Source organism: Streptomyces sp. NPDC001219 (assembly GCF_053597915.1).
This window is the reverse complement of sequence record NZ_JBSFJF010000084.1, coordinates 1-24,970: the sequence shown is the minus strand read 5'-3', so window position 1 is coordinate 24,970 and position 24,970 is coordinate 1. Positions and strand designations below refer to the sequence as shown.

Genomic DNA, 24,970 nt, shown 5'->3' with positions numbered 1-24,970 from the left:
GTCCGGAAGCAACGGCTCGATCCGCGCCCACTGCGCATCTGTTAACGGCACACCCAGACCAACGACCAGCTGATCCAAACGAAACTGCCTAGCCGAGCCACCCGCTCATTGGGCGCGGGCCGAGGTGGGTCTTGACGGACGGTGTCACCGGCCGGCAGCCGGCAACGCTGAACGGTTGGAGGGGATGTACCGGTGCCCGCCCGCAGGACTGGAGCGAACGCCGGGGCAATCAACTACACGTACCCGCGTCGCCCGCGCCGAGGACGGGTACCGGTGCGTCCCCTCCGACCCCCGCGGCAACCACACAACCCGCAAAACCCCAGCCCCCACCAAGCCACACGGCCCCAGAAGCAAGTGACGGACCGGCCGCGCCACGAAGGGGCGCGGGGAACTGCGCGCCCAGCCACAACCCACCCGCAGCCGAACGAAACGGCGCCCCCAGCCACTGTCAGTACCCCCCGGCATGATGGACACATGCGCGCTGCACGGCTGATCAAGATGGTGCTGCTGCTCCAGACGCGGCCGTCGATGACGGGCTCCGAGCTGGCGCAGGAGCTGGAGGTGTCCGAGCGCACGGTCGCCCGCGACGTCCTCTCGCTCTCCGAGGCGGGCGTGCCCGTCTACGCGGACCGCGGCCGCGCGGGCGGCTACCGCCTCATAGGCGGCTACCGCACCCGCCTCACCGGCCTCGGCCGCAGCGAGGCGGAGGCGCTCTTCCTGTCCGGCGTGCCCTCCGCCCTGCGCGAGATGGGGCTCGCCGACGCCGCCTCCGCGGCCCGGCTGAAGGTGTCCGCCGCCCTGCTGCCCGAGCTGCGGGATGCCGCGACGGGCGTCGCCCAGCGCTTCCACCTCGACGCACCCGCCTGGTATCAGGAGCCCGAGACCCCGGCCCTGCTGCCCGAGATAGCCGACGCGGTCTGGGACGACCGCCGGATCACCGCCCGCTACCTCCGCAAGGAGACCGAGGTGGAGCGGGAGTTGGAGCCGTACGGCCTCGTGCTGAAGGCGGGGGTCTGGTATCTGGCGGCGCGTACGGAGGGGGACTACCGCGTCTACCGGGTCGACCGGTTCACCGCGGTGGAGCTCGCGGAGCGCGACCGGGGCGCCGGTTCCGGGGACGGCGGAGGGCGGTTCAGCCGCGAGGCGTCGTTCGACCTCCCGGCGTTCTGGGCGGAGCGGGCGGCGCAGTTCGCCCGGTCGATCCTGCGCGAGGAGGTCGTGCTGCGGCTCTCCGCCCGCGGCGTCCGCCAGCTGCCGTACGTCACCGAACGGGCCGCGGCCCGCGAGGCGATCGCACGGGCGCAGGCCGCGGGCGGCCCGGACGAGCAGGGCCGGCTGACCGTCACCCTCGCCGTGGAGTCCGCCGACGTGGCCTACGCCCAGCTGCTGGCGCTCGGCCCGGAGGGCGAGATACTCGCACCCTCCGGGCTCCGCACACGCTTCGCCGACTCCGCCCGGCGAACGGCCGCGCTGTACATATGACCGGGGTCGCACCCCCATAGGGACGCGGAGAACTGCGCAACCGACGCGACCGCACGCCGCAGCCGACAAACGACCCCGCGCCCCACAGCAGGCAGCAGGCATGGGCCCTAAGGGCCCAGCCCCACCCGCCTACCGGTAATCGTCCGCGCCGCCCCCCTTCCCCCCGAAGACCACGTCCTCGAAGTAGCCGAAGGCATCCGGCCGTGAGCCGTCGGTGTCGGTGACGCCGTACTCCTTCGCCAGCTGGCCGCTGGAGAGCGACTGCCCGCTCCAGCGGGCCTTGTCCGGATCGGCGGCCAGCGCGCGCAGACCGCGGGCGATCAGGGCCGGTGACTCGGCGATCGCGAAGTGCGGCTCCTGGGCCACCGCGTCGCGCCAGGTCTCCTCCGTCACCCGGAAGTGGTCCAGCATCTCCTCGGACCGCAGGAAGCCGGGGGTGAGGGAGACCGCCGTGCCGCCGTACTCCTTCAGCTCGGCGGCGAGGCCGAAGGCAATGCGGTGCGGGGCGTTCTTGGTGAGGTCGAAGCAGAGGCTCTCGCGGTAGCGGCGGTTGAACGCCTCGGTGCCGTCGGTGACTTCGACGACCAGGCCGCCGGGCTGCCGGATCAGCAGCGGCAGCGCGTAGTGGCTGGTGATGATGTGGGTGTCGATGCCGAGGCGGAACATCCGCAGGCCGTTCTCCAGGTCGAGGTCCCACAGCTTGGTCTCGAACTCGATCAGCCGGTCACCGCCCCAGACGCTGTTGACCAGTACGTCCAGCCGTCCCTGTTCCCGGTCGATGCGCTCGGTCAGCGCCTTGACCTGCGCGGGGTCGAGATGGTCGGTCGGTACGGCGATGCCGGTGCCGCCCGCCGCGGACACCAGTTCCGCGGTCTGCTCGATCGTCTCCGTGGGCCGCCCGACCTCGCTGGTCCGCTCCCGGGTGGTCCGCCCCGTCACATAGACCAGGGCGCCGGCCCGGCCCAGTTCCACCGCCATCGCCCGGCCGGCGCCCCGGGTCGCCCCGGCCACCAGCGCCACCCGTCCCGCCAGTTCCTGCTGTCCGGTCACGTACACCACTCCTCGCTGTCAGGTGCCTCGTCTCGCACGGCGACCCTGACAGCGATACCCGACACCTCCTGTCCGGATTCAGCACGCGATGCGGGCCATCCGTCCAGCGGCCACGAAGACGGGCCACAGAGGCCGGGCCACGGAATCCGGCCACGGAGGCAGTCCGGCCACGGAGTGAGTCCGGCTACGGGCGGCGCAGCGCCCGTACGCTCCCCCCGCTCCGCAGCCGCCCGACGACCTCGGCCGGGGTGTCCGGCCCGGCAGGCGTGGCGAGGGTGCCCTCCCCGGCGGTGGCGCGGACGCCGCCGGTGGCGTCGAGGCCGCCGACCTCCTGGCTGCCGGCCGCGAGCAGGTACCACTTCCCGGACTTCGCCTGCCAGTGGGTGGCTCCCACCACATGGGGCCCGAAGCGGCTGCAGGCGGCGGTGTTCACGGCCCGTCCGGCGGTCCGTCCGGGGTCGGCCGGGCGTGCGGCGGGCGGCAGGAAGCCCAGGGTGACGCGGCCGGGCCCGCGCCAGGTGTCGGCGCGGGTGCACACCCAGGTCGCGCTGCCGCCGTCCTCCGGGAGCTGCTGGCGGGCGAACTCCCAGGTGTTGATGGACCGTACGCCGGCGCCCCGCAGCGCCCCGAGCGAGCAGGCCGTACGGGCCCAGCTCCGCAGCGCGGGCACACCGGTCGCCTCACCGGGCGCCCCGGCCGGTACGCCGGACGGCGGGGGCCCGGCGGTGAGGTGGGCGGGGACGAGGTCGTCGAGGTCGGCCACGAGGAAGGGGGTGTTCGGGCCGGCCGTCACGATCCGGGTCGAGGTCCGGAGCCGGGCCACCGGCCAGTGCCCGCAGCCGGCGCCGGCCGGGGGCGGGAGCGGGATGCGGTCGGTGACGCCGTCGGGGGCGACATGCAGGCCGTGCGGCGGGGTGTCCGGAGTCAGCAGGTCGCGGGTGGTGATCTCGGAGATCCACGGCGCGAGCAGATAGCGCATCCAGCCGTTGCCGCGCCCGATCACCAGCGCGGCGGCGCCGGGCAGATCCGCGTTGTCGACCCGGGCGAAGTGCAGGGTGGGCGTGGCGTCTTCGGGCTCGGCGTAGCGGACCAGGCGCTCCCCGTCGTGCAGGACCACGACCATGACGTTGTCGATCAGGCCTGCGTACAGCAGCTGCGGCGGATGGCCGGGCGGCCGGGTGGAGGTGCCGGCGGCCGCCGTGATCCGGGTGTCGGGGGGCGGCGCCGCCCAGACCCGCAGCGCCCGCGCCAGCAGCTTCCGGTCGCCGGCCTGCCGGCCACGGGTGGGCCAGGCGGTGAAGTCGACCCGGGAGGTGTCCGCCCACTGCTCGTTGGGGGTGCGCAGCAGCCGGTCCGGGTCGAGCGCCTGCTGGGCGGCGGTCTGGACGCGTCCTGCCGGGTCGGGCGCTGCGGGCCAGGCCCCGGCCACCGCAGCGCCGAGCGCGAGCACGGCCGCCACCGCCGACGCCGCCCGCACCCGCTGCCGGCGGCGCAGCAGGTCCGTCGGCCGGGTCTGCACCATGCACGGGTCGAACTCCCCGGAGCTCAGCAGGGCCGCCGCCCCGGCCCCGGTCTCCCGGTCCAGCTGCGCGGCCGCCCGCTGCGCCGCGTCCGGGTCCTCGGCCCCGGCCCGCGCCAGCACGGTGCGCGCGGCGTCCTCGTCGAGCCCTTCCAGGTGCCCCAGCCCGAGGGCGGCCCGTACCGCGGCCGGGACGGCGGACAGCGCCTGGTCCAGGGCGAGTTCATCGGCGCCGCCGGCCCGGGGGAAGAGCCGCAGCCCCCAGACCAGGGGCAGGACCGGCAACCCGCGCCCCGGCTGGCCCTCATACGCCAGCGCCAGCCGCAGGGCCCGCTGCCGGACCAGGTCGTAGCCGGACTCGGGGGCCGGGCCGCGCTGCGCCGGCAGCCCGCCGTCGGGGCGGCGCAGCCGGGTCCGGGGCAGCGCGCGCTGGACCAGTCCGTGTGCGGTCAGGACCCGGCGGTGGCGGCCCAGCGACGGGGGCAGGACGAGGTAGGTGAGGCGGACGAGCCGTGGATAGTGCTCGACGATGGCCGCCTCGGCCCGTTCGACGTCGGCCCGGGTGCGTTCGTCCATGGGCATGGCCTGGAACAGCCCTTCGCGAAATGGGGGATAACGGTCGTTTGCCGTTGCACGCCTTCCAACGAGTGATTCTTGGGACGGTCACACGGCGGATCACCGACCGGGCTGTGCGAGCGGCGAATCCGAACATCCCGTCACCTTTCCGGACAGTCCGTCACCATTCCGGATAACGCACCGTCGCATCCGGGGGACTCCGCATGCGACGGGCGCCGGCAGGGCAGATGCTGGAGCGGTGATGGACGAGACGGAGTTCTGGGAGCTGATCGACGGCTCCCGCGAGGCCGCCGAGGGCGACCCCGAGGAGCAGGCCGACGGACTGGTCGAGCGGCTGCTCGGGCTCGATCCGGACGCCGTCGTGGACTTCGCCCGCCACTTCGAGGCCCGCTACAACCGGGCGTACTCCTGGGACCTGTGGGCGGCCGCCTCCCTGATGCTGGGCGGCGCCAGCGACGACGCCTTCGACTACTTCCGCTGCTGGCTGATCGCCCAGGGCCGGGAGGTCTTCGAGGGCGCGCTGCACGACCCCGACCAGCTCGCCGAGCTGGTGGAGGACTTCGACGAGGCGGTGGACGGCGACGCCGAGGAGCTGGGCTACGCGGCCGACGAGGCGTACGAGCAGCTGACCGGCGGGGTGATGCCGGACCTGGACCTGCCCGCGCCGCCCCGTGAACCGCTCGGCGGCTACCTCGACTTCGACGACGAACGGGTCATGGCCGAGCGCTTCCCCTCCCTGTGGGACCGCTTCAAGCCGTAGGGCGTTCCCGGACCGGGGCGCGGCGTCCGGGCCCTGCTGCGGCCACCGGCCCGCCACTGCGGGCAGTATGGCCCCATGCGGATCGCGATCACCGGCTCGACCGGACTCCTCGGCACGGCGCTCGTACGGTCTCTGCGCGCTGGGGGCACCTCCCGGGCCGGAGACCCAGGGGGAGGCCATGACGTCGTCCGGCTCGTACGGCGGGCGCCCTCGGCCGCCGACGAAGTGCGCTGGGACCCCAGGCGGCAGGACGTCGACACGGCCGGGCTGGCCGGCTGCGAGGCGGTGGTCCACCTGGCCGGCGCCGGGGTCGGCGACCACCGCTGGACGGCGGCCTACAAGCAGGAGATCCGCGACAGCCGGGTGCTGGGCACCCGGACCCTCGCCGCCGCCCTCGCCTCCATGGACACCCCGCCGCGGGTCCTCGTCTCGGGCAGCGCGATCGGCTACTACGGCGACACCGGGGACCGGCGTACGGACGAGAGCGCGCCGGCCGGTACCGGGTTCCTGCCGGAGGTCTGTACGGCCTGGGAGGACGCCGCGCAGCCGGCCCGGGACGCGGGCATCCGTACCGTCTTCGCCCGCACCGGCCTGGTGGTGGCGCGCTCGGGCGGCGCGTGGGGACGGCTCTTCCCGGTCTTCCGGCTCGGCCTGGGCGGGCGGCTCGGCGACGGCAGCCAGTACTGGAGCTTCATCTCCCTGGACGACCACATCGCCGCGCTCCGCCACCTCCTCGACACCGAGGACCTGTCCGGACCGGTCAACCTCACGGCCCCGGAGCCGGTCACCAACCGCGAAGTCACCGCCGTGATGGGCAAGGTGCTGAACCGCCCCACGCTGTGCTCCGTCCCGGCGCCGGTACTGCGGGTCGCCCTCGGCGAGTTCGCCGGTGACGTGCTGGGCAGCCAGCGGGTCATCCCCCGGCGGCTGCTGGACTCCGGGTTCACTTTCCGCCACCCACACATCATGGAAGCGGTCCGGGCCGCCGCCTAGGCCCCCGGACACCTCTGCCGCACGGGCCGCCCCTCCCGGCCGTCTCCTCACCTCACACCCACGACGCGGCATCTCTCGCAGCTGTACCGGGCATGACACTCGGTGCCGCCATTTGGGACCGACCCCGGGAGGGGCAAGTGCTGCGCACCGTATCGGCCGTGGACGTCGTCATCGTGGGAGCCGGCCCGGCCGGTCTCGCCGCCGCCCGCCATCTGACCGGCGCAGGGTTGTCGGTCACCGTCCTGGAGGCCGCGCCACGGATCGGCGGCCGGTCCGTCACCGACCCTCTCGACGGCTTCCTGCTGGACCGCTGCGCGCGGCCGCTGGCCGTCTCCGCCGCCGAACTGCGCCGTACACCGGGGCTCGGCGAGCTGACACCGCGTCCGTTCGCGCCCGGTCTGGCGCTCCACAACGGTCAGCGGACGCAGCGCCTCAGCGCCCCGCGCAGCATGAAGGCCGCACTGTCCGCTGCACGCGCGCTCTCCCGCGCCGACCGCCGCACCGAACGCCGGACGGACCGTCAGACGGCCCGCCAGGCAGGACGTCAGACGGGCCGTCCCACCGACCGGCGGACCGCCGCGCCGGACACGGACCGCCATACGGACCGCTCGGGCGTCACCGCCGTCACTCCCCCGTCCTCCGCCCCCCACGCCCCGCCCGCCGACCGTCCGGTCCGCGACGCCCTGGCGGGCCGCCCCGTCTTTCCGCCGCGCACCCATGACGCGGTCCTGCGGCCCCTGCTGGGCGCGCTGCTGTGCGATCCGCAGCTGCGCGGCTCCAGCCGGGGTGCCGCGGCCGCCCTGCGCGCCTACGCGGAGGGCCGGCTGTGGCTGCCGGCCGGCGGCGCCGGGGCCGTCCCCGAACTGCTCGCCGCCGCGCTGCCCCCCGGCACGGTCCACACATCCGTGCGGGTCACCGCCGTCTCCACGACCGGCGTCAGCACCGCGGAGCACGGCCCGGTGCCCTGCCGGGCGGTGCTGGTGGCGACCGGCGCACGGGAGGCGGCCGAGCTGCTGCCGGGCCTGCGGGTGCCCGCCTTCCACCCGGTGTCCGTGCTGCACCACACCGCGGCGGTGGCGCCCGGGGGCCGCGGCACGGCCGTGCGCGACACCACGCTGATCCTGCCGACCGACGGCCCGGTCGCGTACACCTACGTCGCCGGTGCGGTCGACCCGTCCCGTACGCCGCCGGGCCGGACCCTGATCACCACGGCCGTGCTCGGCGCCGCGGCGGCGCTGCCGGTGTCCGTGCTCGACCGGGCGGTCCGGCCCCAGCTCGACCGGATCTACGGCGCGCACACCGAGGACCGGCAGCTGCTGACCGCCCATCACACCCCGTACGCGGTCCCCGCGATGCCCGCCCCGTACGACCCGGAGCGCCCGGTGCGGGTGCTCGCCGGTCTCTATGTGTGCGGGGACCACCGCGACACCAGCACGCTCCAGGGCGCCCTGAACTCGGGACGGCGCGCGGCCCGCGCCGTCCTCCAGGACTTCGGCCTGCCCGGCCTCACGACGGAACCGGACTCCCTGCCCACGGCGGCCTGACCCCGTGGGCGTGACCGCGACGGCCGGGCCCGGTCAGCCCAGCGCCGCCACCCGTTCCCGGTAGCCGCGGACCGCCGCCGCGTCCCGGTACGGCTCCAGGCGGCGCTCGAACTCCCTGATGTACTCATGGGCCCGTACGGACCGCATCTCGGAGGCCTGGAGCGCCGCCTCGGCGCCCAGCGTGCAGGCCTGCTCCAGCTCGCCCAGGCCGAGCCGCGCGGTCGCCAGCACCACCCGGCAGAAGAGCCGGCTGCGGGCGAACCCGGCCGCGCGCAGCTGGAGGGAGCGTTCGGCGTGCTGGGAGGCCGCGCGGTACTGCTGGAGGTCGCGGTGGCAGTGCGCCAGCTCATCGGCGAGCTGCGCCTCGTCGAAGAAGCGCGCCCAGTACGGGGTGTCGTCACCGGGGCGGGCGGTCTCCAGCGCCCGCTCGGCGCGGGCCAGCGCCGCCGTACAGGCCCGGACCTCGCCCAGGACGCCGTGGCCGCGCGCCTCGGCGGAGTGCAGCAGCGCCTGCACCGTGGGCGGCGCGCTGCTGCCGATGCCCTGCTGGGCGACGCGCGCCAGCTGGACGGCCTCCCTGCCGTGCCCCAGATAGACGGCCTGCCGGCTCATGGTCACCAGGACGTAGGACCCGTACGCCCGGTCGCCGGCGGCCTGGGCCAGCCGCAGGGCCTGCACGAAGTACCGCTGTGCGAGGCCGTGGGCCGCGATGTCGTACGAGGTCCAGCCCGCCAGCCGGGTGAGGTCGGCGGCCGCGGCGAACAGCCGGCGGCCGATGGCCTCCCCGTAGGTGCCGCGCAGCATCGGCTCGGCCTCGTGCTCCAGATAGCGCACCAGGGCCTGTCGGGCGTGGCCGCCGCCGTAGGCGTGGTCCAGTGCCCGGAACAGCTCGCCGACCGAGCGCAGCGCCGCGATGTCGCCGGAGGTGACCCGGGAGCCCTGGGTCCGGTCGACCTGGTCGTTGCGGCGCTGCCGCGGGACCGTGGCCCGGTTCTGGGCGGGCACCCGGCCCACGCCGCCTTCGGGGACGGTCTCGCCGCGGGCGACGCGTTCGTCGGCGCGGCCGATCAGCCAGTCCCGGCTGGGCACCACGAGCCCGGCCGGGGTGAAGGCGATCTTGCGGAGCTCGGCATGACTGCCGGAGTCCTTGCGCCACAGACCGCTGACGATGTCCACCGCCTCGCTGGGGGTCGCGGCGAACTCCAGCCCGGCGTACACCGGCGCGCAGGCGTCCAGGCCGAGGTCCTGGGCGGACAGCCGGCGCCCCAGCCTGCGGGTGAACACCTCCGCGATCAGCGCCGGGGTGGTGCCTCTGGGCTGCTGGCCGCGCAGCCAGCGGGTCACCGAGGTCTTGTCGTAGCGCAGATCGAGGCCGTGCTCGATGCCGAGCTGGTCGACGCGTCTGGCCAGCCCTGCGTTGGAGAAGCCGGCCTCGGCGATGAGTGCGGCGAGCTGGCGGTTGGGCGTGTGGTGCGGGGGTCGTTCCGTCATCAGCTTTACCGGTCTCCTGCCTTCCGGGCCGCACTGCCGGGTCCGGCGGACCCTGCTCCGGCATGCTCCTCGCCCTTGTGGAACGGCGTGAATGTAACGGCCTTCGGCGGCCCGATCCCGGCCTGCGCCCCGCGTTCATCCGATCGTGTGAGCAGGGAGGGAGCGTCCGGGACACCGGCCGCCTGCGGGAACGGGCGGCGGCGGCCGTACAGTGGCTGGGGCGCGAAGTGGCATCAACGTTGCAGCACAGTGCAACGAAGGTTCGAAGAGGAGCTGCCGTGACTGCGATCTCTCGGGGGGAGACCCCCGCACCCGAGGGGCTGCACTTTGTGCATCTGGGCTTCGGCGCCGAGGCCGTGGAGTACGAATCCGCCTGGCAGGAGCAGCGCCGGGTGCACGCGGCCCGGTTCGCCGACGAGGTCCCCGACACCTGTCTGCTGCTGGAACACCAGGCCGTCTACACCGCGGGGCGGCGTACGTCCGACGACGAGCGCCCGCTGGACGGGACCCCGGTCGTGGACGTGGACCGCGGCGGGAAGATCACCTGGCACGGGCCCGGCCAGCTGGTCGGCTACCCGATCCAGAAGTTGCCGCGCCCGGTTGACGTCGTGGCCCATGTCCGCCGTCTCGAGGAGGCGCTGATCCGGGTCTGCGCCGAGTTCGGTGTGACGGGCACCCGGGTCGAGGGCCGCAGTGGTGTGTGGGTGCTGGGCGACCCGGTGGAGGAGCGGGCGGCCCTGGGCGGGCTGAACCTCGACTTCGACCCGCGGGTCACGGACGAGCTGTTCGACCTGCGGCTGAGCGGCCCGGAGTACGCGCCGTCCAACGCCGGCCAGCGCCGTGAGGACCGCAAGCTCGCCGCGATCGGCATCCGCGTCGCCAAGGGCGTCACGATGCACGGCTTCGCGCTCAACGTGAATCCGGACAACACCTCGTTCGACAAGATCGTGCCGTGCGGCATCCGGGACGCCGGTGTCGCCTCGCTGGCCAACGAGCTCGGCCGCGGGATCACCATCGCCGAGGTGCTGCCGGTGGCCGAGAAGCACCTGCGGGACGTCCTGGAGGGCGCCGAACTGCTCCCCCGAGCGGTCTGAGCGGGGTGGCTCCGGTGACGCACCCGATGGGCCGCCGGGAATGCGGCCCCGCCATACGGGGTTGCACCGCGCGTAAAGACGTGCGAATCAACGGGCGTACCCTGGTGTACGCCGAAGAAACGAAGTCGTAGGGAGCCGGACGTGTCCGCAGTCGCACCCGACGGACGCAAGATGTTGCGCCTGGAGGTCCGGAACAGCCAGACCCCCATCGAGCGCAAGCCCGAGTGGATCAAGACCCGGGCGAAAATGGGTCCCGAGTACAACCACCTCCAGGGCCTGGTCAAGAGCGAGGGTCTGCACACGGTCTGCCAGGAGGCGGGCTGTCCCAACATCTTCGAATGCTGGGAGGACCGCGAGGCCACCTTCCTCATCGGCGGCGAGCAGTGCACCCGCCGCTGCGACTTCTGTCTCATCGACACCGGCAAGCCGCAGCCCCTGGACCGCGACGAGCCCCGCCGGGTCGCCGAGTCCGTGCAGACCATGGGCCTGAAGTACGCCACGATCACCGGCGTCGCGCGCGACGACCTGGAGGACGGCGGCGCCTGGCTCTACGCCGAGACCGTCCGGCAGATCCACGCCTCGATGCCCGACACCGGCGTCGAGCTGCTGATCCCCGACTTCAACGCGGTCCCCGAGCAGCTCGCCGAGGTCTTCTCCTCCCGCCCGGAGGTGCTGGCCCACAACGTCGAGACGGTCCCGCGGATCTTCAAGCGGATTCGCCCCGGCTTCCGCTACGAGCGCTCGCTGGAGGTCATCACCAAGTCCCGCGAGGCCGGTCTGGTCACCAAGTCCAACCTCATCCTGGGCATGGGCGAGACCCGCGAGGAGATCAGCCAGGCGCTCCAGGACCTCTACGACGCGGGCTGCGAACTGATCACGATCACCCAGTACCTGCGCCCGTCGCCGCGCCACCACCCCGTCGACCGCTGGGTCAAGCCCGCCGAGTTCGTGGAGCTGAAGGAAGAGGCCGACGAGATCGGCTACGCGGGTGTCATGTCCGGCCCGCTGGTCCGCTCCTCCTACCGCGCCGGCCGCCTCTACCAGCAGGCCATGGAGCGGCGCGCGGCCGAGGCGGCCAGTCGGGCGGTTTGACGCTCTCGGCGCGCCTTCTTGTGAAACGTGGCACATGCTGAGGACGCGGCCCGCACTCCCCCAGGACGGGGGGCGTGGGGGCCGCGTCAACGTTTCATCGGTGTTTGACCGGCAGGTCATCCGTTGGTAACACCTGTCCGTGACGATGGATGCACGCACCGCTCCCGCACCTACCCCTGCTTCTCCGAACAGATCAGAGGGAGTCACCCACCATGCAGGCCGCGCCGCTCCGCGCCACCCCCGCCACCGCCCCCGCTCTCCCGCGTCCCTCGGTCACCGGCGCGCTGCGTGCCGTCGAGGCCGTCCTGATGCGTGGCGGACAGCGCACCGCCCGCCGTAACGCCTGGACGTCGGTCCTGGAGGACCGCCGCCGCGCCAAGGACCGCCACGAGGCCGAGTACGTACTGGAGGCCGCGGCGACCCGGCGCCCGCACGCCACGTAGACTGCGCTGTATGGCGAGGAAGGTAAACGCTGAGGGCGCTGTCGGCGCTGCCGGCGCTGAGAACTCCGGGCGGCTGAAGCAGATCGCCCTGACCTACAAGATGACCCGTCGGGTCGACTCCAAGGTCGGTCTTGTCGTCGCTGGGGTAGGCATCGTCGTATTCGGCGTTCTCCTTGCCATCGGCTTCGCGATCGGCCATCCCATCTACGCGGGAATCCTGGGCTTCGTCCTGGCCTTCCTCGCGATGGCGATCGTCTTCGGACGACGCGCCGAGCGAGCTGCCTTCGGGCAGATGGAGGGCCAGCCCGGTGCGGCGGCGGCCGTGCTGGAGAACGTCGGCCGCGGCTGGACGGTCACCCCCGCGGTGGCCATGAACCGCAGCCAGGACGTGGTCCACCGCGCCGTCGGCAAGGCCGGCATCGTGCTGGTCGGCGAGGGCAACCCGAACCGTCTCCGCGGCCTGCTGGCCGCCGAGAAGAAGCGGATGGCGCGCACCGTCGCCGACGCCCCCGTCCACGACATCATCGTGGGCGACGGCGAGGGCCAGGTGCCGCTGAAGAAGCTCCGCACGACCCTGCTGAAGCTGCCGCGGGTACTCCCCGGCGCGCAGGTGACGGCCGTCAACGACCGGCTCAAGGCGCTCGGCGACCTGATGAGCAACATGCCCGTCCCTAAGGGCCCGATGCCGAAGGGCATGCGGATGCCCAAGGGCGGCGGCAAGACGCGCTGACCGCTCGGTCCGGCGGCCGCCGGACCGGGACCTGACCGACCACGCGAGACGCCCTGGGGCTTTGGCTCCGGGGCGTTTTGTATGGGTGGGGGCTGGGGCGCGGCTTGTATCCGATGCGCGGGTCGTCGCCGGGGGGCGGATGGGGCCCCGCCCGCTTCGTGGCCTTACCGTCGTGGGCTTACGGCTCGGCGGGCGGGGGGCTGGCGGGCAGCTCGATGGGCGGTTGGCTGACGGGCACGGCGTCGTCAGCGGCAGGCTGTTGCGAGCCGGCCTTCACCAAGCCCCCCTGCCAGCCACGGGCGGGCCGGTCACAGGTGGCCCGCTCACAGGCGTGCCTGGCCACACCGGGCCCGAACCGTGGCGCAGAGGAAGTTCCTACAGCCGGACCTGTACGGCGTGCGAGACGCGGTCGTGGAGCCCCCGCCCGTCCCGGTCCCACACCACGGCCGGAATGACCACCACGAGCAGCACCGTGCGCAGCACGACCCGCGGGAGCGAGATCCGGCCACCGTCCTCGGAGATCACCCGCAGGCCCAGCAGCCGCTTGCCCGGCGTGAAGCCGACCGTGCCGACCGTCAGCACGCTGAGCACCGCGAAGACCAGCAGCGCCCAGTTGCTCGCCGCCGTCGCCTTACCGCCGCTGAGCAGGCCGTACGCGATGAGCAGGCACAGCGCCCAGTCGATGAAGAGCGCGGCGAAGCGCCGCCCGGGGCGGGCGATCGCGCCCGGCCCCTCCTCCGGCAGCCCGAGCTGCTGCCCGCGGTATCCGAACTCGACACCCATGTCCTCGGCTGCCGCGCGGGGCCCGGAGATCCACGATCCGATTGCTCGCCTGTTGTCCACCCGACCACGGTACTGCGACCGCATACGTTCCCTTCGCAGAGGTCCGGGTCGGAGCGGGGAAGGCGGGCCGCACACGGGGCCGGCCGCACGGCTGGCGGACCAGGCACGAAGGACGTTCCGGGAGGGCGGTGCGCTCCCGCGAGCCGTCGCCCTGTACGGCGGCAGGGGGCGCCCCAAACGCCCCTCTTTGGCGCACACTGGGAGGTAAGGGCGGCCGCCGCCGGTTAACCTCGGCGAAACAAATGGGTCATGCTTGGGAAATCCCGCCTGCCTATGGTCGGGCATCGCGCCACCGCAGAGGGTCGCGTTCCGAGTAGCAATCCCGCGTCCGCCGACCGGTGACCGGGCTAGGAGGAGTTGGATGTTCCAGAACGCCGACGAGGCCAAGAAGTTCATCGCGGACGAGGACGTGAAGTTCGTCGACGTCAGGTTCTGCGACCTGCCCGGTGTGATGCAGCACTTCACCATCCCGGCGAAGGCGTTCGACCCGGCCGAGGAACTCGCCTTCGACGGCTCCTCGATCCGCGGCTTCCAGGCCATCCACGAGTCCGACATGGCGCTGCGCGCCGACCTGTCGACGGCCCGTGTGGACCCGTTCCGCCGCGACAAGACCGTCAACATCAACTTCTTCATCCACGACCCGATCACGGGCGAGCAGTACAGCCGTGACCCGCGCAACATCGCCAAGAAGGCCGAGGCCTACCTCGCCTCCACCGGCATCGCGGACACCGCGTTCTTCGGTCCCGAGGCCGAGTTCTACGTCTTCGACAGCGTGCGCTTCGAGACCGGCGCGAACCAGTCCTTCTACCACATCGACTCCGAGGCCGGCGCCTGGAACACCGGCTCGGAGGAGAACAACCGCGGCTACAAGGTCCGGTACAAGGGCGGCTACTTCCCGGCCCCGCCGGTCGACCACTTCGCCGACCTGCGCGCCGAGATCTCCCTGGAGCTGGACAAGGCCGGCCTGCAGGTCGAGCGCCAGCACCACGAGGTCGGCACGGCCGGCCAGGCGGAGATCAACTACAAGTTCAACACGCTGCTCGCCGCCGCCGACGACCTGATGCTCTTCAAGTACATCGTGAAGAACGTCGCCTGGCGCAACGGCAAGACCGCGACCTTCATGCCCAAGCCGATCTTCGGTGACAACGGCTCCGGCATGCACGTCCACCAGTCCCTGTGGCAGGGCGGCTCGCCGCTCTTCTACGACGAGCAGGGCTACGCGGGCCTCTCGGACACCGCCCGCTACTACATCGGCGGCATCCTCAAGCACGCCCCGTCGCTGCTGGCCTTCACCAACCCGACGGTGAACTCCTACCACCGCCTGGTCCCCGGCTTCGAGGCCCCGGTCAACCTGGTCTACTCGCAGCGCAACCGCTCCGCGGCCATGCGTATCCCGATCACGGGCTCGAACCCCAAGGCCAAGCGCGTCGAGTTCCGCGCCCCGGACCCGTCCTCGAACCCGTACCTCGCCTTCTCCGCCCTCCTCCTCGCGGGCCTGGACGGCGTCAAGAACAAGATCGAGCCGGCCGAGCCGATCGACAAGGACCTCTACGAGCTCGCCCCCGAGGAGCACGCGGGCGTCCCCCAGGTCCCGACCTCCCTCCCGGCCGTCCTCGACGCCCTCGAGGCCGACAACGAGTACCTCCAGCAGGGCGGCGTCTTCACCTCCGACCTGATCGAAACCTGGATCGACTACAAGCGCACCAACGAAATCGCCCCGATCCAGCTCCGGCCGCACCCGCACGAGTTCGAGCTTTACTTCGACCTCTAAGAACGCCGCAGGTAAGAGTGGTTTCCGCTCACCTGGGCCGTTTCTGGGCCGTCGGCCGTGTCCTTCCCCTCTTGGAAGGACACGGCCGACGGCCTTTTCGTCGGTGTCACTTAGGCCGCGGGCCGAGCTCCCGCGACGCGCGCACAGCAATCAGCCGCCTGTGCCAGAGAAGCGGCGTAGCCCCCGAACCTGGCCACCTATCACCCGGGGGTGCTCACACGGCGCCCCTCTGAGCGCGTCGCCTGGCCAGCTGTTCGTCGATATCATTGATGAAGAGAGCCAGGAGGTCCCCCTCTTTCACTTGTCTACCGCTGTGCCCAAAGTCTCGGCGAATTGCAGACAAGAGCTGCTCGAAGCTGAATACCGTATCCTCAGATACGAGAACTTGCGCTTCTCGCTTGAATTTTGACCAGGCAAGCAGGACGTCGTCCGAAGCCCACGTAATGAGATCTGGCGTTATTTCTCGCAGGAACTGCGCCACGTCATCTTCACTCGATGACTCGGGATTCATGACGGTCCTCATCAGACCGCTTACGAGCCTGGTGTAAACGGGTATCTTGCTGCCCCGGATCTCCGCTTCAACAGCTTTCCGGCGCTCCACGTAGCGCCCGATGACCAACGTGGCAACGGTTACCAAAACCGTTGCCATTGCGGTTACCGCTGCGGCGGCAACTGTGGGGTTTACGCCGTGAAAGACTTGATGCCCCACGTACCTCGCCAGAAATGCTACGACCTCCACCACACCGAACAGCAATGCGGCAAGGACTGCGAGGCTACCGATGCCCTTGATGAATGCACGCATGGGTGCACTGTGGCACGAAAACCGGGCCGACGAGACGGAATAGTCAGAAGTGAGGCAACAGTCGACTACGGAACGGGGCTTCGTGGTGTGGGGAACGGGCGCCTGTCCACCGACCGGCATCCGCTCGCCAGCTCAGACTCACGTCAAGCGACCGCTTTGTCCACTCCGAACGTGATGGCGATGGCTCATCTGCCGGACACTACGGAGCTGCACCAGTCGACATGTCTGGTGGGGTGGGGCGAACGGCCAGACAAGCGCTGGGAAGCTTGGCCGATACCGGAAATTGTTCTGCCGACATCAACGATCACCAACGGCGGCGACAGTCATCAGCCACATGTGGAACCGACGCGCGAGGCAGGTCCCAGACATGCCGAAGGAAGATCAAACTTAAAAGCGGTGCTTGATCGGGAAGGCCACGACCCCGTCAATTTACCTGGACCGTCGATGCGACACGGACGCTATCCCACGTCGAGGGCTCGGCGGCCTCGAACGCCATGAGCGTCAGTCCGGTGACGTGTATGACGGCATTCCACTCTTCCTGGGTAAGGTCCGGGAATTCCTCCCGTACGCAGCTGGGAACAGGACAGCCACCAGCACTCAGCACTACTTTCGCGAAGGCCAAACCCGAGCGGCTGAGGCACAAACGTGGCCCTTGCTGCGGTTCGCCGGTGTGCAGTACTGCGATGTGCTGAGCGGCTTCCTTGTTGTCCGATGTCTCCGACGCGAAGTTCAGGAGAGCGGTACGCAATCGCGCAGTGAGTTCGTCCTGATGCAGGTCAGCACGTTCCGAAATGGCAGCCAGCGCCTGGCAGAATTGCTCTCTCGCGACTGACCGGGGCAGCCTCGGGATGACCTGCGGATGGTGGCTGGCAACGTGGTTCACAGGTTCGAACTCCGATTGAAGCACCATGAGAACGAGCTTGGAGACCAGCAGTACGGCCTCCCACTCCTCCTGCCTCAGAGTCGGGAAACTCTCCTGCACCTGAGACGGAAGGTCGCTCTGGTCTGCACGCAAGAGCACGTCCGGCAGCCCTACGTCATAGCCCGCAAGCCGAAGACCGAGGCTTCGTCCCCAGGGGTCGCCCTCAGAGCCGACGGTGACCAGTTCGACACGCGATCGCTCGCCCAGCACTTCCGAAGCCAGTTCGCGCAGCGCGGCGGTGACTACCGCACTGAGGACGGCCTCGTTTACGTCACCCCTTTCGCCAACAGACAACAGAGCGTCGCGCAGGCGTCCGCGCGGCGACGACGGATTCATCGTCTTCTCCTACGATCGCCGACTGAGTAGAGAGGTTGAATGTTCGTTTCCAGAGCAGAGCCCGATCTCGCCGGTCACCAGCTGAGGCCTGAGGAGCGGTTGTCTTCGCCCTGCGGGGGTGGGGGCAACCTCTCATTGTTGCCCGATCGCCGTCAGGCCCTTTTCGTGGGTGCGTAGACCTGGTCGTTGTCGACAGGTCTACGAGGGTGGCCCAGGAGGGATGGTGCGACTGAATTCGCAGCTCCAGCGGGACATGCCGGCGTGGGGGCGAGGGCCCAGGCGAAGCTCTTGCGTGGGGAACGGGCCGAGCCCTGGGGCGGGCCGATCGCGCAGCTTCGAGAGGTCTGACGACAGGTCGCTCGCAGCTTCGTTTCGGTGACATAGAGCGTGCCGTCGAGGGACGCCCGATACCCCACGCGTGCCCACTCCGATGTCCGGCCCTGGTGGTCGAGGAGATCTTGCCGGTGGTGAGGTCCAGAGGACCACGACGCGCAGTGCGGTGGCCGGTTCCGGCAGTCAGACCGATCAATGTGCCACTCCAACATGCTTCCTACGAGCGGCTGTTGACGTCGATAGGCCGTCGGTACGCCGGAGCCTCGCCCCCTCCACCGGAACCAACAAACCACCCCCGATCCCCCAGCCCCCTCCACACGCACTCACACCCCACCCAAGGCAAACTGGCAATATGCCTGAATTGCCCGAAGTCGAGTCCCTGGCCCGGTTCCTCGCCGACCACCTGACCGGTCGGACCGTCGGCCGCGTGTACCCCGTTGCCGTGCATGCGCTCAAGACCTACGAACCGCCGGTCAGCGCGCTGGAAGGGGGTGTGTGTGAGGGGGTGGGCCGGTATGGGAAGTTTCTTGATCTGCGGGTCGGGGGGCTGCACCTGGTCATGCACCTCGGGCGGGCGGGGTGGGTGCGGTGGCGGGAGCAGTTGCCGGGGGTGGCGCCGCGGCCGGGGAAGGGGCCGTTGGCGCTGCGGGTGCGGCTCGGCGGGGCGGACGACGGGGCGGGGTTTGATGTGACCGAGGCGGGTAGTCAGAAGCACCTTGCGGTGTATGTCGTACGTGAGGTGCAGGAGGTGCCGGGGGTGGCGCGGCTCGGGCCCGATCCGCTGGCGGCGGGCTTCGGTCCGGCGGCGTTCCGGGAGCTGCTGGCCGGGGAGCGCCGGCAGATCAAGGGGGTGCTCCGGGACCAGAGCGTGCTGGCGGGGATCGGGAACGCCTACTCGGACGAGATTCTGCACGCGGCCCGGATGTCGCCGTTCAAGCTGGCCGCGACGCTCTCGGAGGAGGAGGTGGACCGGCTGTACGCGGCGGTCGGGAGCACCCTCACGGAGGCGGTCGAGCGGTCCCGTGGGCTGGCCCTGAAGGATCTCAAGGCGGAGAAGAAGAGCGGGCTGCGGGTGCACGGGCGGAAGGGGGAGCCCTGCCCGGTCTGCGGGGACACGATCCGTGAGGTGTCGTTCAGCGATTCGGCACTCCAGTACTGCCCCGCCTGCCAGACCGGGGGCAAGCCCCTCGCGGACCGGCGGCTGTCCCGGCTGCTGAAGTAGCAGCGCAGCGGGACGGCCGCCGGTCCAGTGGGCGGTCAGTCCACGGACCCGCCGGACGACAGCAGCGCGTGCAGCTCGGTCACCGCCTCGCGGAGCCGGTTGGCGAAGTCCCGCATCGGGCCGGCCACCGTCCTGGGCGTGCTCAGGTAGAGGTGGAAGCGGTCGGGCAGCAGGACGTAGGCGACGCCGATGCAGCGGCTGCTGGTGGAGCCGAAGCCGAAGTACTGGATGTGCGCGGACGGGGCGGAGCTGGTGCTCAGGTAGTCGTCCCGCATGGTCAGCCAGCCCGGGGTGCGGTAGAGGGCGGGCTGTTCGGTGACGCCGAGTTCCGCGCCGCGCCGCCGCTGGATCAGCTCCAGCTCCCACAGGTGCTGCTCGGGCGCCTGGCCGGCCTGGCACTCCTTGGCGCGCGCCACATGCTTCCCGGCGGCGGCCCGGAACGCGTCCCGGCGGGCGTCCGCGGAGGCCGCCGGGTCCTCCATGGCGGCGACGAAGGCCTGGATCTCCGGGGTGACGACCCGCATCGCCTCGGTCCGGCCGTGCCGCCACTGGCGGGTGGCGATGGACTCGTAGGTGGCGCCGAGGCGGCCCTTGGCGCGCTGATGGGCCAGCTGGTAGGCGAGCTGCACGAAGGCGTCCGGGGAGACGCCCAGCGCCTTGGCGGTGGTGCTGCCGAAGTCGTCGAAGGCGACGGTGCGGGTGGCGGTGGCCGCCCCGTACTCGGCGAAGGCGTCGGCGGCGGAGCGCACCTGGGAACGGAGGGCGTCGTCCAGCTCGAAGCGGAGGGGCTCCACGGACGGGAGGCCCTGGGAGCGGGCTCCGGAGCGGCGGGAGTGTTCCTCGGCCGGGGTGCCGAGCAGGGCGTCGGTGAAGGCGAGGATGGTGGTGCCGTCCAGTTCGCAGTGCTCCACGTTGATGCCCGCCCGGCCGTCGGCGAACACGATCAGGGACACCGCCTTGTCGAACCAGCGGTTGCCCTCGTCGCCGTACAGCAGCCGGTCGCAGGCCTCCTGGGTGTCCGCGGGGGCGGCGTCCTCCAGGCAGACGCAGAACAGCGCGGTCTCGATGTCGTCCAGGGCCTGCGCGTTGCCGGGGTGGCGGGCGCGCAGGGTCTCCCGGGCGGCGGCCCACTGCGCACGGGCCATGGTGGTGAGGTGGCCGACCGGGGTGCCGGGCGGGGCCGGTTCGGCGCCGGCCTTCTGTACGGCGCGCAGTCCGGCTTCGAGGTCGTCCAGGCCGTGTGGGACACCGTCCGGGCCCAGCACGTCCATCCGGAACATGTTGCCGCGGTGGAAGACCACGATGTGCCGGGCCTCGGACGGGCCCGGCCAGGCGTCGCTGTAGGGGCTGCGGACGGTGTCCTGCTCCGCCCCGGGAATCCGGGTGGCGGAGAAGAGGTACTTGTTCTGCACCATGGACTGGGGAACGCCGCGCTGCACCGCAGGCGGGAGCAGTTCCTGGTCCAGCTGCCGCTTGTGGCCGACGGCGCCGGCGATGAGCCCGGCCGCCCGCTCGACCTGCGACTGCGGCTGCCCGGGGGCGGGGTCCTGGAACAGGAAGAAGAAGTTGGCGTTGAGCGCGATCCGGTCCCGGCGGCCCAGGTAGCGGTAGGGCCAGAAGGTGTCGAGCCAGCTGTGGACGCCCTCGGTGGCGTCGTACTCCTCCAGCGCCGCGTGCAGCGCCCGGCCGGGGCCGCCGGGGCGGAGGAAGGCGGTCACCTCCGCCTCGGTGGCCGCCCGCTCCTCGGCGGTGAGCAGCGGCGCGCACCAGGCGAGGAACCGCTCGCAGCTCTCTTCGAGCGTGGGCAGCGGCACCCGCGGGAGGCTGTCCTCCTGGGCGAAGGTCGACATGACGGCCCTTTCCTGACGGTTATTCAATTCTGCTCTCTCGATTCGGCTCGTGGGGACCTGTGCTGTCACTCGTCCATGGTCGCGCCGTCACCCACCGTGTCCGCTCTTTGGGGAGTGCGGAGCGGGGCGCGGTCGCGGCGGGGGTGTCCGTGCCGTCCGCTAGTCCAGCAGCCGGTCGCCGCGGACGGCCCGGCCCTCGGCCGCGGTGTGTGCGGGCAGGACCCGGCCGAAGAGCTGCCGGGTGCGGGCCACGCTCCCGATGACGCCGGGGCGCTCGCTGTAGGCGAAGATCGCGGAGTGGCGGGCGGTCTCGCCGCGTACCGGGCTCACCCGGTGGAGCGAGTAGCGGCCCCGGAACAGCTGGAGGTCGCCGGGGTGCAGCGGGAGGCGTCGGACAAGCCGCTCGCCGCGGCCGTCGAGGACGTCCCGGACGTCGTCGAAGTGCTCGTCGTCCGCGGACCGGATGTGGGGGCAGTACTCGAAGACGCCGCCGTCCTGGGCCTGCCGGGTGAGCATGCTGACGGTGAACTCGTTGGTGTCGAAGTGCCAGGGGTGCTCCATGCCCGGTGCGACGACGTTGAGCACCAGCCCGGAGAGCGGGTCGGCCAGCTCGTGCAGCCGCGGGAGTCCGAAGCAGCGGGCGAGGAAGTCCTGGAACACGGGGGCGGAGTAGAGCCGGCTGATGAGGGACCCGGCGGGCACGCGGTCGCGGGGGACGAAGGCGTTGCCGCGCCGGAAGGTCCGCCGGCCGGGGTGGTCGGGGGGCAGGTCCGAGTCCACCGCGATGTTGTAGACGTTGACCGTCTCGACGTCGTAGTGCGCCTGGGGGGCGAGGGCGGCGCACTCCTCCTCCAGCGCCTCGCGGAGCGCCGGACGGACGAAGTCCGGCAGCACGGTGCAGCCGAGCGTCCCGAGGTCGTGCCGGGCGCGGGCGATCACGGCCTGCCCCCCGGCGCTGTCGAGGTCCGGCAGGGGGTACCGAGCGGTGTCGACCACCTGGTCGAGCGTGAGGGCTTGCGCAGTGCTCATTCGATCCTCTCCACATGCGGGCAGACCGTCGTGAGCCGGAGAGCGCCCGCGGCCGCGCGGGCCCGCCGCGGACGCCCCCTCCGGGGCCGTCCGTGGGTCCGCGTGCCGCCGGGTCCGCACCCCGGCCCTCCGGCCACTCCTCTTCGGCAACTCCACTGAGGAGCGGCAGAGTTGAAGCTCCCACAGCGCCGCCGGGTTGTCTGTGACACGTCGCACTGTGCGACCGGGCATCGGCGCACCGTGTACTGGGGAACCGGGCGCCGGGCGGGTGGGCGGAGTCTTCTGCGTCACGTCCTTATGCAACTTGTTGCACAAGTCTCTCCGGCTGGTCTACAACTACTGCGACGACACCCGCGCCAGGAGGCCCCCCATGAGCCAGTACCCCCACCTGATGAGCCCGCTCGACCTCGGGTTCACCACCCTGCCCAACCGGGTGCTGATGGGGTCGATGCACATCGGGCTGGAGGAGGCCGAGAACGGCTTCGCGCGGATGGCCGCCTTCTACGCCGCCCGCGCGCGCGGCGGCGTCGGCCTGATGGTGACCGGCGGCATCTCCCCGAACGAGGCGGGCCGGCCCTACGACGGCGGGGCCAAGCTGACCACCGAGGAGGAGGCGGCGCAGCACCGGACGGTGACCGACGCGGTGCACGCGGCGGGCGGGCGGATCGCGATGCAGATCCTGCACTTCGGGCGGTACGCGTACCACCCCGACCTGGTCGCACCGAGTGCCCTCCAGGCGCCGATCAGCCCCTTCGTGCCGAACGCGCTCACCGACGACGAGGTCGAGCGGACCATCGAGGACTATGTGCGGGCGGCGGAGCTGGCGAAGTCCGCCGGGTACGACGGTGTCGAGATCATGGGCTCCGAGGGCTACCTGATCAACGAGTTCATCGTGGGCGCGACCAACCAGCGCACGGACCGGTGGGGCGGCTCGTACGAGAACCGGATGCGCTTCCCGCTGGAGATCGTCCGCCGCACCCGGGAACGCGTCGGCACCGACTTCATCCTGATCTACCGGCTCTCCATGCTGGACCTCGTCCCGGGCGGCTCCACCCTGGAGGAGGTGGTCACCCTCGCCAAGGAGATCGAGGCGGCGGGGGCCACGATCATCAACACCGGCATCGGCTGGCACGAGGCCCGCATCCCCACCATCGTGACCTCGGTGCCGCGCGGCGCCTACACGTGGGTGACGAAGCGGCTGATGGGCTCGGTGAACATCCCGCTGGTGACCAGCAACCGCATCAACACCCCCGAGGTCGCCGAGGAACTGCTCGCCGAGGGGCGCGCCGACATGGTGTCGCTGGCCCGGCCCTTCCTCGCCGACCCGGACTTCGTCGCCAAGGCGCGGGACGGCCGGGCCGAGGCGATCAACACCTGCATCGGGTGCAACCAGGCCTGCCTCGACCACACCTTCAGCGGCAAGATCACGTCCTGCCTGGTCAATCCGCGGGCCTGCCACGAGACCGAGCTGGTGCTCTCCCCCACCCGGCGGCGCAAGCGGCTCGCGGTGGTCGGGGCCGGTCCGGCCGGGCTCGCCTGTGCCGTGTCGGCGGCCGAGCGCGGCCATGAGGTCACCCTGTTCGACGCCGCGGCCGAGGTCGGCGGGCAGCTGAACATCGCCAAGCGGATACCGGGCAAGGAGGAGTTCGACGAGACCCTCCGCTACTTCCGGCACCAGCTCGACAGCCGGGGCGTGGACGTACGGCTGAACACCCAGGTCACGGCCGCCGACCTGGGCGGCTACGACGAGGTCGTGGTCGCCACCGGGGTCACCCCGCGCACCCCGGAGATCGAGGGCATCGACCACCCGAGCGTGGTCAGCTACCTCGATGTGCTGCGGGACGGGGCGCCGGTCGGCGAGCGGGTGGCGATCCTCGGGGCGGGCGGCATCGGCTTCGACGTCGCCGAGTTCCTCACCGACGCCGGCGACGCGGCGAGCCAGGACCCGGAGGCCTACTTCCGCGCCTGGGGCGTCGACACCGGGTACGCCGACCGGGGCGGGCTGCGCGCGCCGGAGCGCCCCAAGGCCCCGCGGCAGGTGCATCTGCTCCAGCGCAAGACGTCGAAGGTCGGCGCCGGGCTCGGCAAGACCACCGGCTGGATTCACCGGGCGGAGCTGCGGCACCGGGGCGTGACCACGGTCGCCGGGGCGTCGTACGAGCGGATCGACGACGCGGGCCTGCACCTCACGGTCGACGGCACGGCCACCACCCTCCCCGTGGACACCGTCGTGCTGTGCACCGGGCAGGAGCCGCGCCGGGACCTGTACGAGGAGCTGCGGGCCGGGGGCCGCGCCGTGCACCTCATCGGCGGCGCGGACGTCGCCGCCGAGCTGGACGCCAAGCGCGCCATCCAGCAGGGAACGGAGCTGGCCGCGAGCCTGTGAGCCGGGGCTGACCGGGGGCGCGGCGGGCGGTGCGGGCCCGCCGTGCGCCGGCCGCCGCGGCCTAGGATTCCCCCATGTCACTCCCGCACGCGATCCTGACCGCCCTGCTAGAGAAGCCGTCGTCGGGGCTGGCGCTGACCCGTCGGTTCGACCGGTCGATCGGCTACTTCTGGTCGGCCAGCCATCAGCAGATCTACCGGGAGCTGGGCAAGCTGGAGCAGGCCGGTTTCATCCGGGCGCTGCCCAGTGAGCAGCCGTCCCGGGGGCAGAAGAAGGAGTTCGAGGTGCTGCCCGCGGGCCGTGCCGAGCTGACCCGCTGGGCCTCCGGCGAACAGGACTCCAAGCCCATCCGGGACGCGCTGCTGCTGCGGCTGCGGGCGTCGGCGGTGGTGGGGCGGGCCGGGCTCGACGCGGAACTGCGGCGTCATCTGACGCTGCACCGGCGGCAGTTGGCGGAGTACCAGGAGATCGAGGACCGCGACTTCGGGGCGGCGGCCGATCCGGAGGACCGGCTGCGGCGGCTGGTGCTGCGGGCCGGAATCGGTCTGGAGACCTTCTGGGTGGAGTGGCTGGCGGAGGCGCTGGCGGAGGTGACGGACCTGGACGCCGCGACGGCACCGGGGGACGGCGCGGGCGGGTGAGCCGCGCCGGCGCGCACGGCGGGGGGGGGGGGGGGGGGGTATCCGGTCTACGCGCACGGCG

20 protein-coding genes are annotated in these 24,970 nt (G+C 71.8%); 12 read left to right on the top strand and 8 right to left on the bottom strand.

Annotated features, from left to right (window positions below):
• Nucleotides 1–474: 474 nt before the first annotated feature.
• Nucleotides 475–1,482, top strand: coding sequence for a helix-turn-helix transcriptional regulator (locus tag ACWC9R_RS32875; RefSeq protein ID WP_450737055.1), 1,008 nt, complete (start codon nt 475–477; stop codon nt 1,480–1,482).
• A 129-nt stretch (nt 1,483–1,611) separates the two neighbouring features.
• On the opposite strand, the gene ACWC9R_RS32870 is transcribed toward ACWC9R_RS32875, so the two are convergent.
• Both ACWC9R_RS32870 and ACWC9R_RS32865 read right to left on the bottom strand, forming a co-directional pair.
• Nucleotides 1,612–2,532 (bottom strand): SDR family oxidoreductase, encoded by a 921-nt coding sequence (locus ACWC9R_RS32870; protein ID WP_450737054.1) that lies wholly within the window; start codon nt 2,530–2,532, stop codon nt 1,612–1,614.
• Between the two features lie 184 nt (nt 2,533–2,716).
• Nucleotides 2,717–4,627, bottom strand: coding sequence for a hypothetical protein (locus ACWC9R_RS32865; protein ID WP_450737052.1), 1,911 nt, complete (start codon nt 4,625–4,627; stop codon nt 2,717–2,719).
• Nucleotides 4,628–4,868: 241 nt separating this feature from the next.
• Between ACWC9R_RS32865 and ACWC9R_RS32860 the strand changes: the two genes are divergently transcribed.
• The 3 genes from ACWC9R_RS32860 to ACWC9R_RS32850 all read left to right on the top strand — a co-directional run bounded on the left by ACWC9R_RS32860 (nt 4,869) and on the right by ACWC9R_RS32850 (nt 7,924).
• Nucleotides 4,869–5,387 (top strand): DUF4240 domain-containing protein, encoded by a 519-nt coding sequence (locus ACWC9R_RS32860; protein ID WP_450737051.1) that lies wholly within the window; start codon nt 4,869–4,871, stop codon nt 5,385–5,387.
• 75 nt (nt 5,388–5,462) lie between these two features.
• Nucleotides 5,463–6,380, top strand: a complete 918-nt coding sequence (locus tag ACWC9R_RS32855) for a TIGR01777 family oxidoreductase (protein ID WP_450737049.1) — start codon at nt 5,463–5,465, stop codon at nt 6,378–6,380.
• Nucleotides 6,381–6,517: 137 nt separating this feature from the next.
• Complete coding sequence (locus tag ACWC9R_RS32850) at nt 6,518–7,924, top strand: FAD-dependent oxidoreductase (protein WP_450737047.1); 1,407 nt, start codon at nt 6,518–6,520, stop codon at nt 7,922–7,924.
• A 33-nt stretch (nt 7,925–7,957) separates the two neighbouring features.
• Here ACWC9R_RS32850 and ACWC9R_RS32845 read toward each other — a convergent pair whose 3' ends face one another.
• Nucleotides 7,958–9,415, bottom strand: a complete 1,458-nt coding sequence (locus ACWC9R_RS32845) for a regulator (RefSeq protein WP_362611663.1) — start codon at nt 9,413–9,415, stop codon at nt 7,958–7,960.
• Between the two features lie 278 nt (nt 9,416–9,693).
• Between ACWC9R_RS32845 and lipB the strand changes: the two genes are divergently transcribed.
• The 4 genes from lipB to ACWC9R_RS32825 all read left to right on the top strand — a co-directional run bounded on the left by lipB (nt 9,694) and on the right by ACWC9R_RS32825 (nt 12,774).
• Nucleotides 9,694–10,509 (top strand): lipoyl(octanoyl) transferase LipB, encoded by an 816-nt coding sequence (gene lipB, locus ACWC9R_RS32840; RefSeq protein ID WP_450737045.1) that lies wholly within the window; start codon nt 9,694–9,696, stop codon nt 10,507–10,509.
• 141 nt (nt 10,510–10,650) lie between these two features.
• Complete coding sequence (gene lipA, locus ACWC9R_RS32835; protein WP_450737043.1) at nt 10,651–11,601, top strand: lipoyl synthase; 951 nt, start codon at nt 10,651–10,653, stop codon at nt 11,599–11,601.
• 212 nt (nt 11,602–11,813) lie between these two features.
• A complete protein-coding gene (locus ACWC9R_RS32830; RefSeq protein ID WP_450737042.1) occupies nt 11,814–12,044 on the top strand; it encodes an SCO2195 family GlnR-regulated protein in 231 nt (76 codons plus the stop codon).
• 10 nt (nt 12,045–12,054) lie between these two features.
• The gene (locus ACWC9R_RS32825) at nt 12,055–12,774 is read left to right on the top strand and encodes a DUF4191 domain-containing protein (protein ID WP_362611675.1); all 720 of its coding nucleotides are present in this window, start codon (nt 12,055–12,057) and stop codon (nt 12,772–12,774) included.
• 375 nt (nt 12,775–13,149) lie between these two features.
• On the opposite strand, the gene ACWC9R_RS32820 is transcribed toward ACWC9R_RS32825, so the two are convergent.
• Nucleotides 13,150–13,617, bottom strand: coding sequence for an RDD family protein (locus tag ACWC9R_RS32820; protein ID WP_450737040.1), 468 nt, complete (start codon nt 13,615–13,617; stop codon nt 13,150–13,152).
• A 361-nt stretch (nt 13,618–13,978) separates the two neighbouring features.
• Here ACWC9R_RS32820 and glnA point away from each other — a divergent pair, with 361 nt between their 5' ends.
• A complete protein-coding gene (gene glnA, locus ACWC9R_RS32815; protein WP_450737038.1) occupies nt 13,979–15,388 on the top strand; it encodes a type I glutamate--ammonia ligase in 1,410 nt (469 codons plus the stop codon).
• 214 nt (nt 15,389–15,602) lie between these two features.
• Here the strand turns inward: glnA and ACWC9R_RS32810 are convergent, their stop codons facing one another.
• Nucleotides 15,603–16,190 (bottom strand): hypothetical protein, encoded by a 588-nt coding sequence (locus ACWC9R_RS32810; RefSeq protein WP_450737036.1) that lies wholly within the window; start codon nt 16,188–16,190, stop codon nt 15,603–15,605.
• Nucleotides 16,191–16,614: 424 nt separating this feature from the next.
• A complete protein-coding gene (locus tag ACWC9R_RS32805) occupies nt 16,615–17,448 on the bottom strand; it encodes a hypothetical protein (RefSeq protein ID WP_450737034.1) in 834 nt (277 codons plus the stop codon).
• A 685-nt stretch (nt 17,449–18,133) separates the two neighbouring features.
• Here ACWC9R_RS32805 and ACWC9R_RS32800 point away from each other — a divergent pair.
• Complete coding sequence (locus ACWC9R_RS32800; RefSeq protein WP_450737032.1) at nt 18,134–19,003, top strand: Fpg/Nei family DNA glycosylase; 870 nt, start codon at nt 18,134–18,136, stop codon at nt 19,001–19,003.
• 35 nt (nt 19,004–19,038) lie between these two features.
• Here the strand turns inward: ACWC9R_RS32800 and ACWC9R_RS32795 are convergent, their stop codons facing one another.
• A complete protein-coding gene (locus ACWC9R_RS32795; protein WP_450737030.1) occupies nt 19,039–20,853 on the bottom strand; it encodes a choline/carnitine O-acyltransferase in 1,815 nt (604 codons plus the stop codon).
• Nucleotides 20,854–21,012: 159 nt separating this feature from the next.
• Nucleotides 21,013–21,882, bottom strand: coding sequence for a HalD/BesD family halogenase (locus ACWC9R_RS32790; RefSeq protein ID WP_450737028.1), 870 nt, complete (start codon nt 21,880–21,882; stop codon nt 21,013–21,015).
• A 370-nt stretch (nt 21,883–22,252) separates the two neighbouring features.
• Between ACWC9R_RS32790 and ACWC9R_RS32785 the strand changes: the two genes are divergently transcribed.
• Complete coding sequence (locus tag ACWC9R_RS32785; RefSeq protein WP_450737027.1) at nt 22,253–24,268, top strand: oxidoreductase; 2,016 nt, start codon at nt 22,253–22,255, stop codon at nt 24,266–24,268.
• A gap of 74 nt (nt 24,269–24,342) precedes the next feature.
• On the top strand, nt 24,343–24,909 hold the full coding sequence (locus ACWC9R_RS32780; RefSeq protein WP_450737025.1) for a PadR family transcriptional regulator: 567 nt from the start codon (nt 24,343–24,345) through the stop codon (nt 24,907–24,909).
• The last annotated feature ends 61 nt before the right edge of the window (nt 24,910–24,970 follow it).

Excerpts from the sequence above, each read along its gene's own strand:
- ACWC9R_RS32875 (WP_450737055.1), top strand. The coding sequence starts at position 475 with ATGCGCGCTGCACGGCTGATCAAGATGGTGCTGCTGCTCCAGACGCGG.
- ACWC9R_RS32865 (WP_450737052.1), bottom strand. The coding sequence starts at position 4,627 with ATGGACGAACGCACCCGGGCCGACGTCGAACGGGCCGAGGCGGCCATC.
- ACWC9R_RS32860 (WP_450737051.1), top strand. The coding sequence starts at position 4,869 with ATGGACGAGACGGAGTTCTGGGAGCTGATCGACGGCTCCCGCGAGGCC.
- ACWC9R_RS32855 (WP_450737049.1), top strand. The coding sequence starts at position 5,463 with ATGCGGATCGCGATCACCGGCTCGACCGGACTCCTCGGCACGGCGCTC.
- ACWC9R_RS32845 (WP_362611663.1), bottom strand. The coding sequence starts at position 9,415 with ATGACGGAACGACCCCCGCACCACACGCCCAACCGCCAGCTCGCCGCA.
- ACWC9R_RS32830 (WP_450737042.1), top strand. The coding sequence starts at position 11,814 with ATGCAGGCCGCGCCGCTCCGCGCCACCCCCGCCACCGCCCCCGCTCTC.
- ACWC9R_RS32825 (WP_362611675.1), top strand. The coding sequence starts at position 12,055 with ATGGCGAGGAAGGTAAACGCTGAGGGCGCTGTCGGCGCTGCCGGCGCT.
- glnA (WP_450737038.1), top strand. The coding sequence starts at position 13,979 with ATGTTCCAGAACGCCGACGAGGCCAAGAAGTTCATCGCGGACGAGGAC.
- ACWC9R_RS32810 (WP_450737036.1), bottom strand. The coding sequence starts at position 16,190 with ATGCGTGCATTCATCAAGGGCATCGGTAGCCTCGCAGTCCTTGCCGCA.
- ACWC9R_RS32805 (WP_450737034.1), bottom strand. The coding sequence starts at position 17,448 with ATGAATCCGTCGTCGCCGCGCGGACGCCTGCGCGACGCTCTGTTGTCT.
- ACWC9R_RS32800 (WP_450737032.1), top strand. The coding sequence starts at position 18,134 with ATGCCTGAATTGCCCGAAGTCGAGTCCCTGGCCCGGTTCCTCGCCGAC.
- ACWC9R_RS32795 (WP_450737030.1), bottom strand. The coding sequence starts at position 20,853 with ATGTCGACCTTCGCCCAGGAGGACAGCCTCCCGCGGGTGCCGCTGCCC.
- ACWC9R_RS32790 (WP_450737028.1), bottom strand. The coding sequence starts at position 21,882 with ATGAGCACTGCGCAAGCCCTCACGCTCGACCAGGTGGTCGACACCGCT.
- ACWC9R_RS32785 (WP_450737027.1), top strand. The coding sequence starts at position 22,253 with ATGAGCCAGTACCCCCACCTGATGAGCCCGCTCGACCTCGGGTTCACC.
- ACWC9R_RS32780 (WP_450737025.1), top strand. The coding sequence starts at position 24,343 with ATGTCACTCCCGCACGCGATCCTGACCGCCCTGCTAGAGAAGCCGTCG.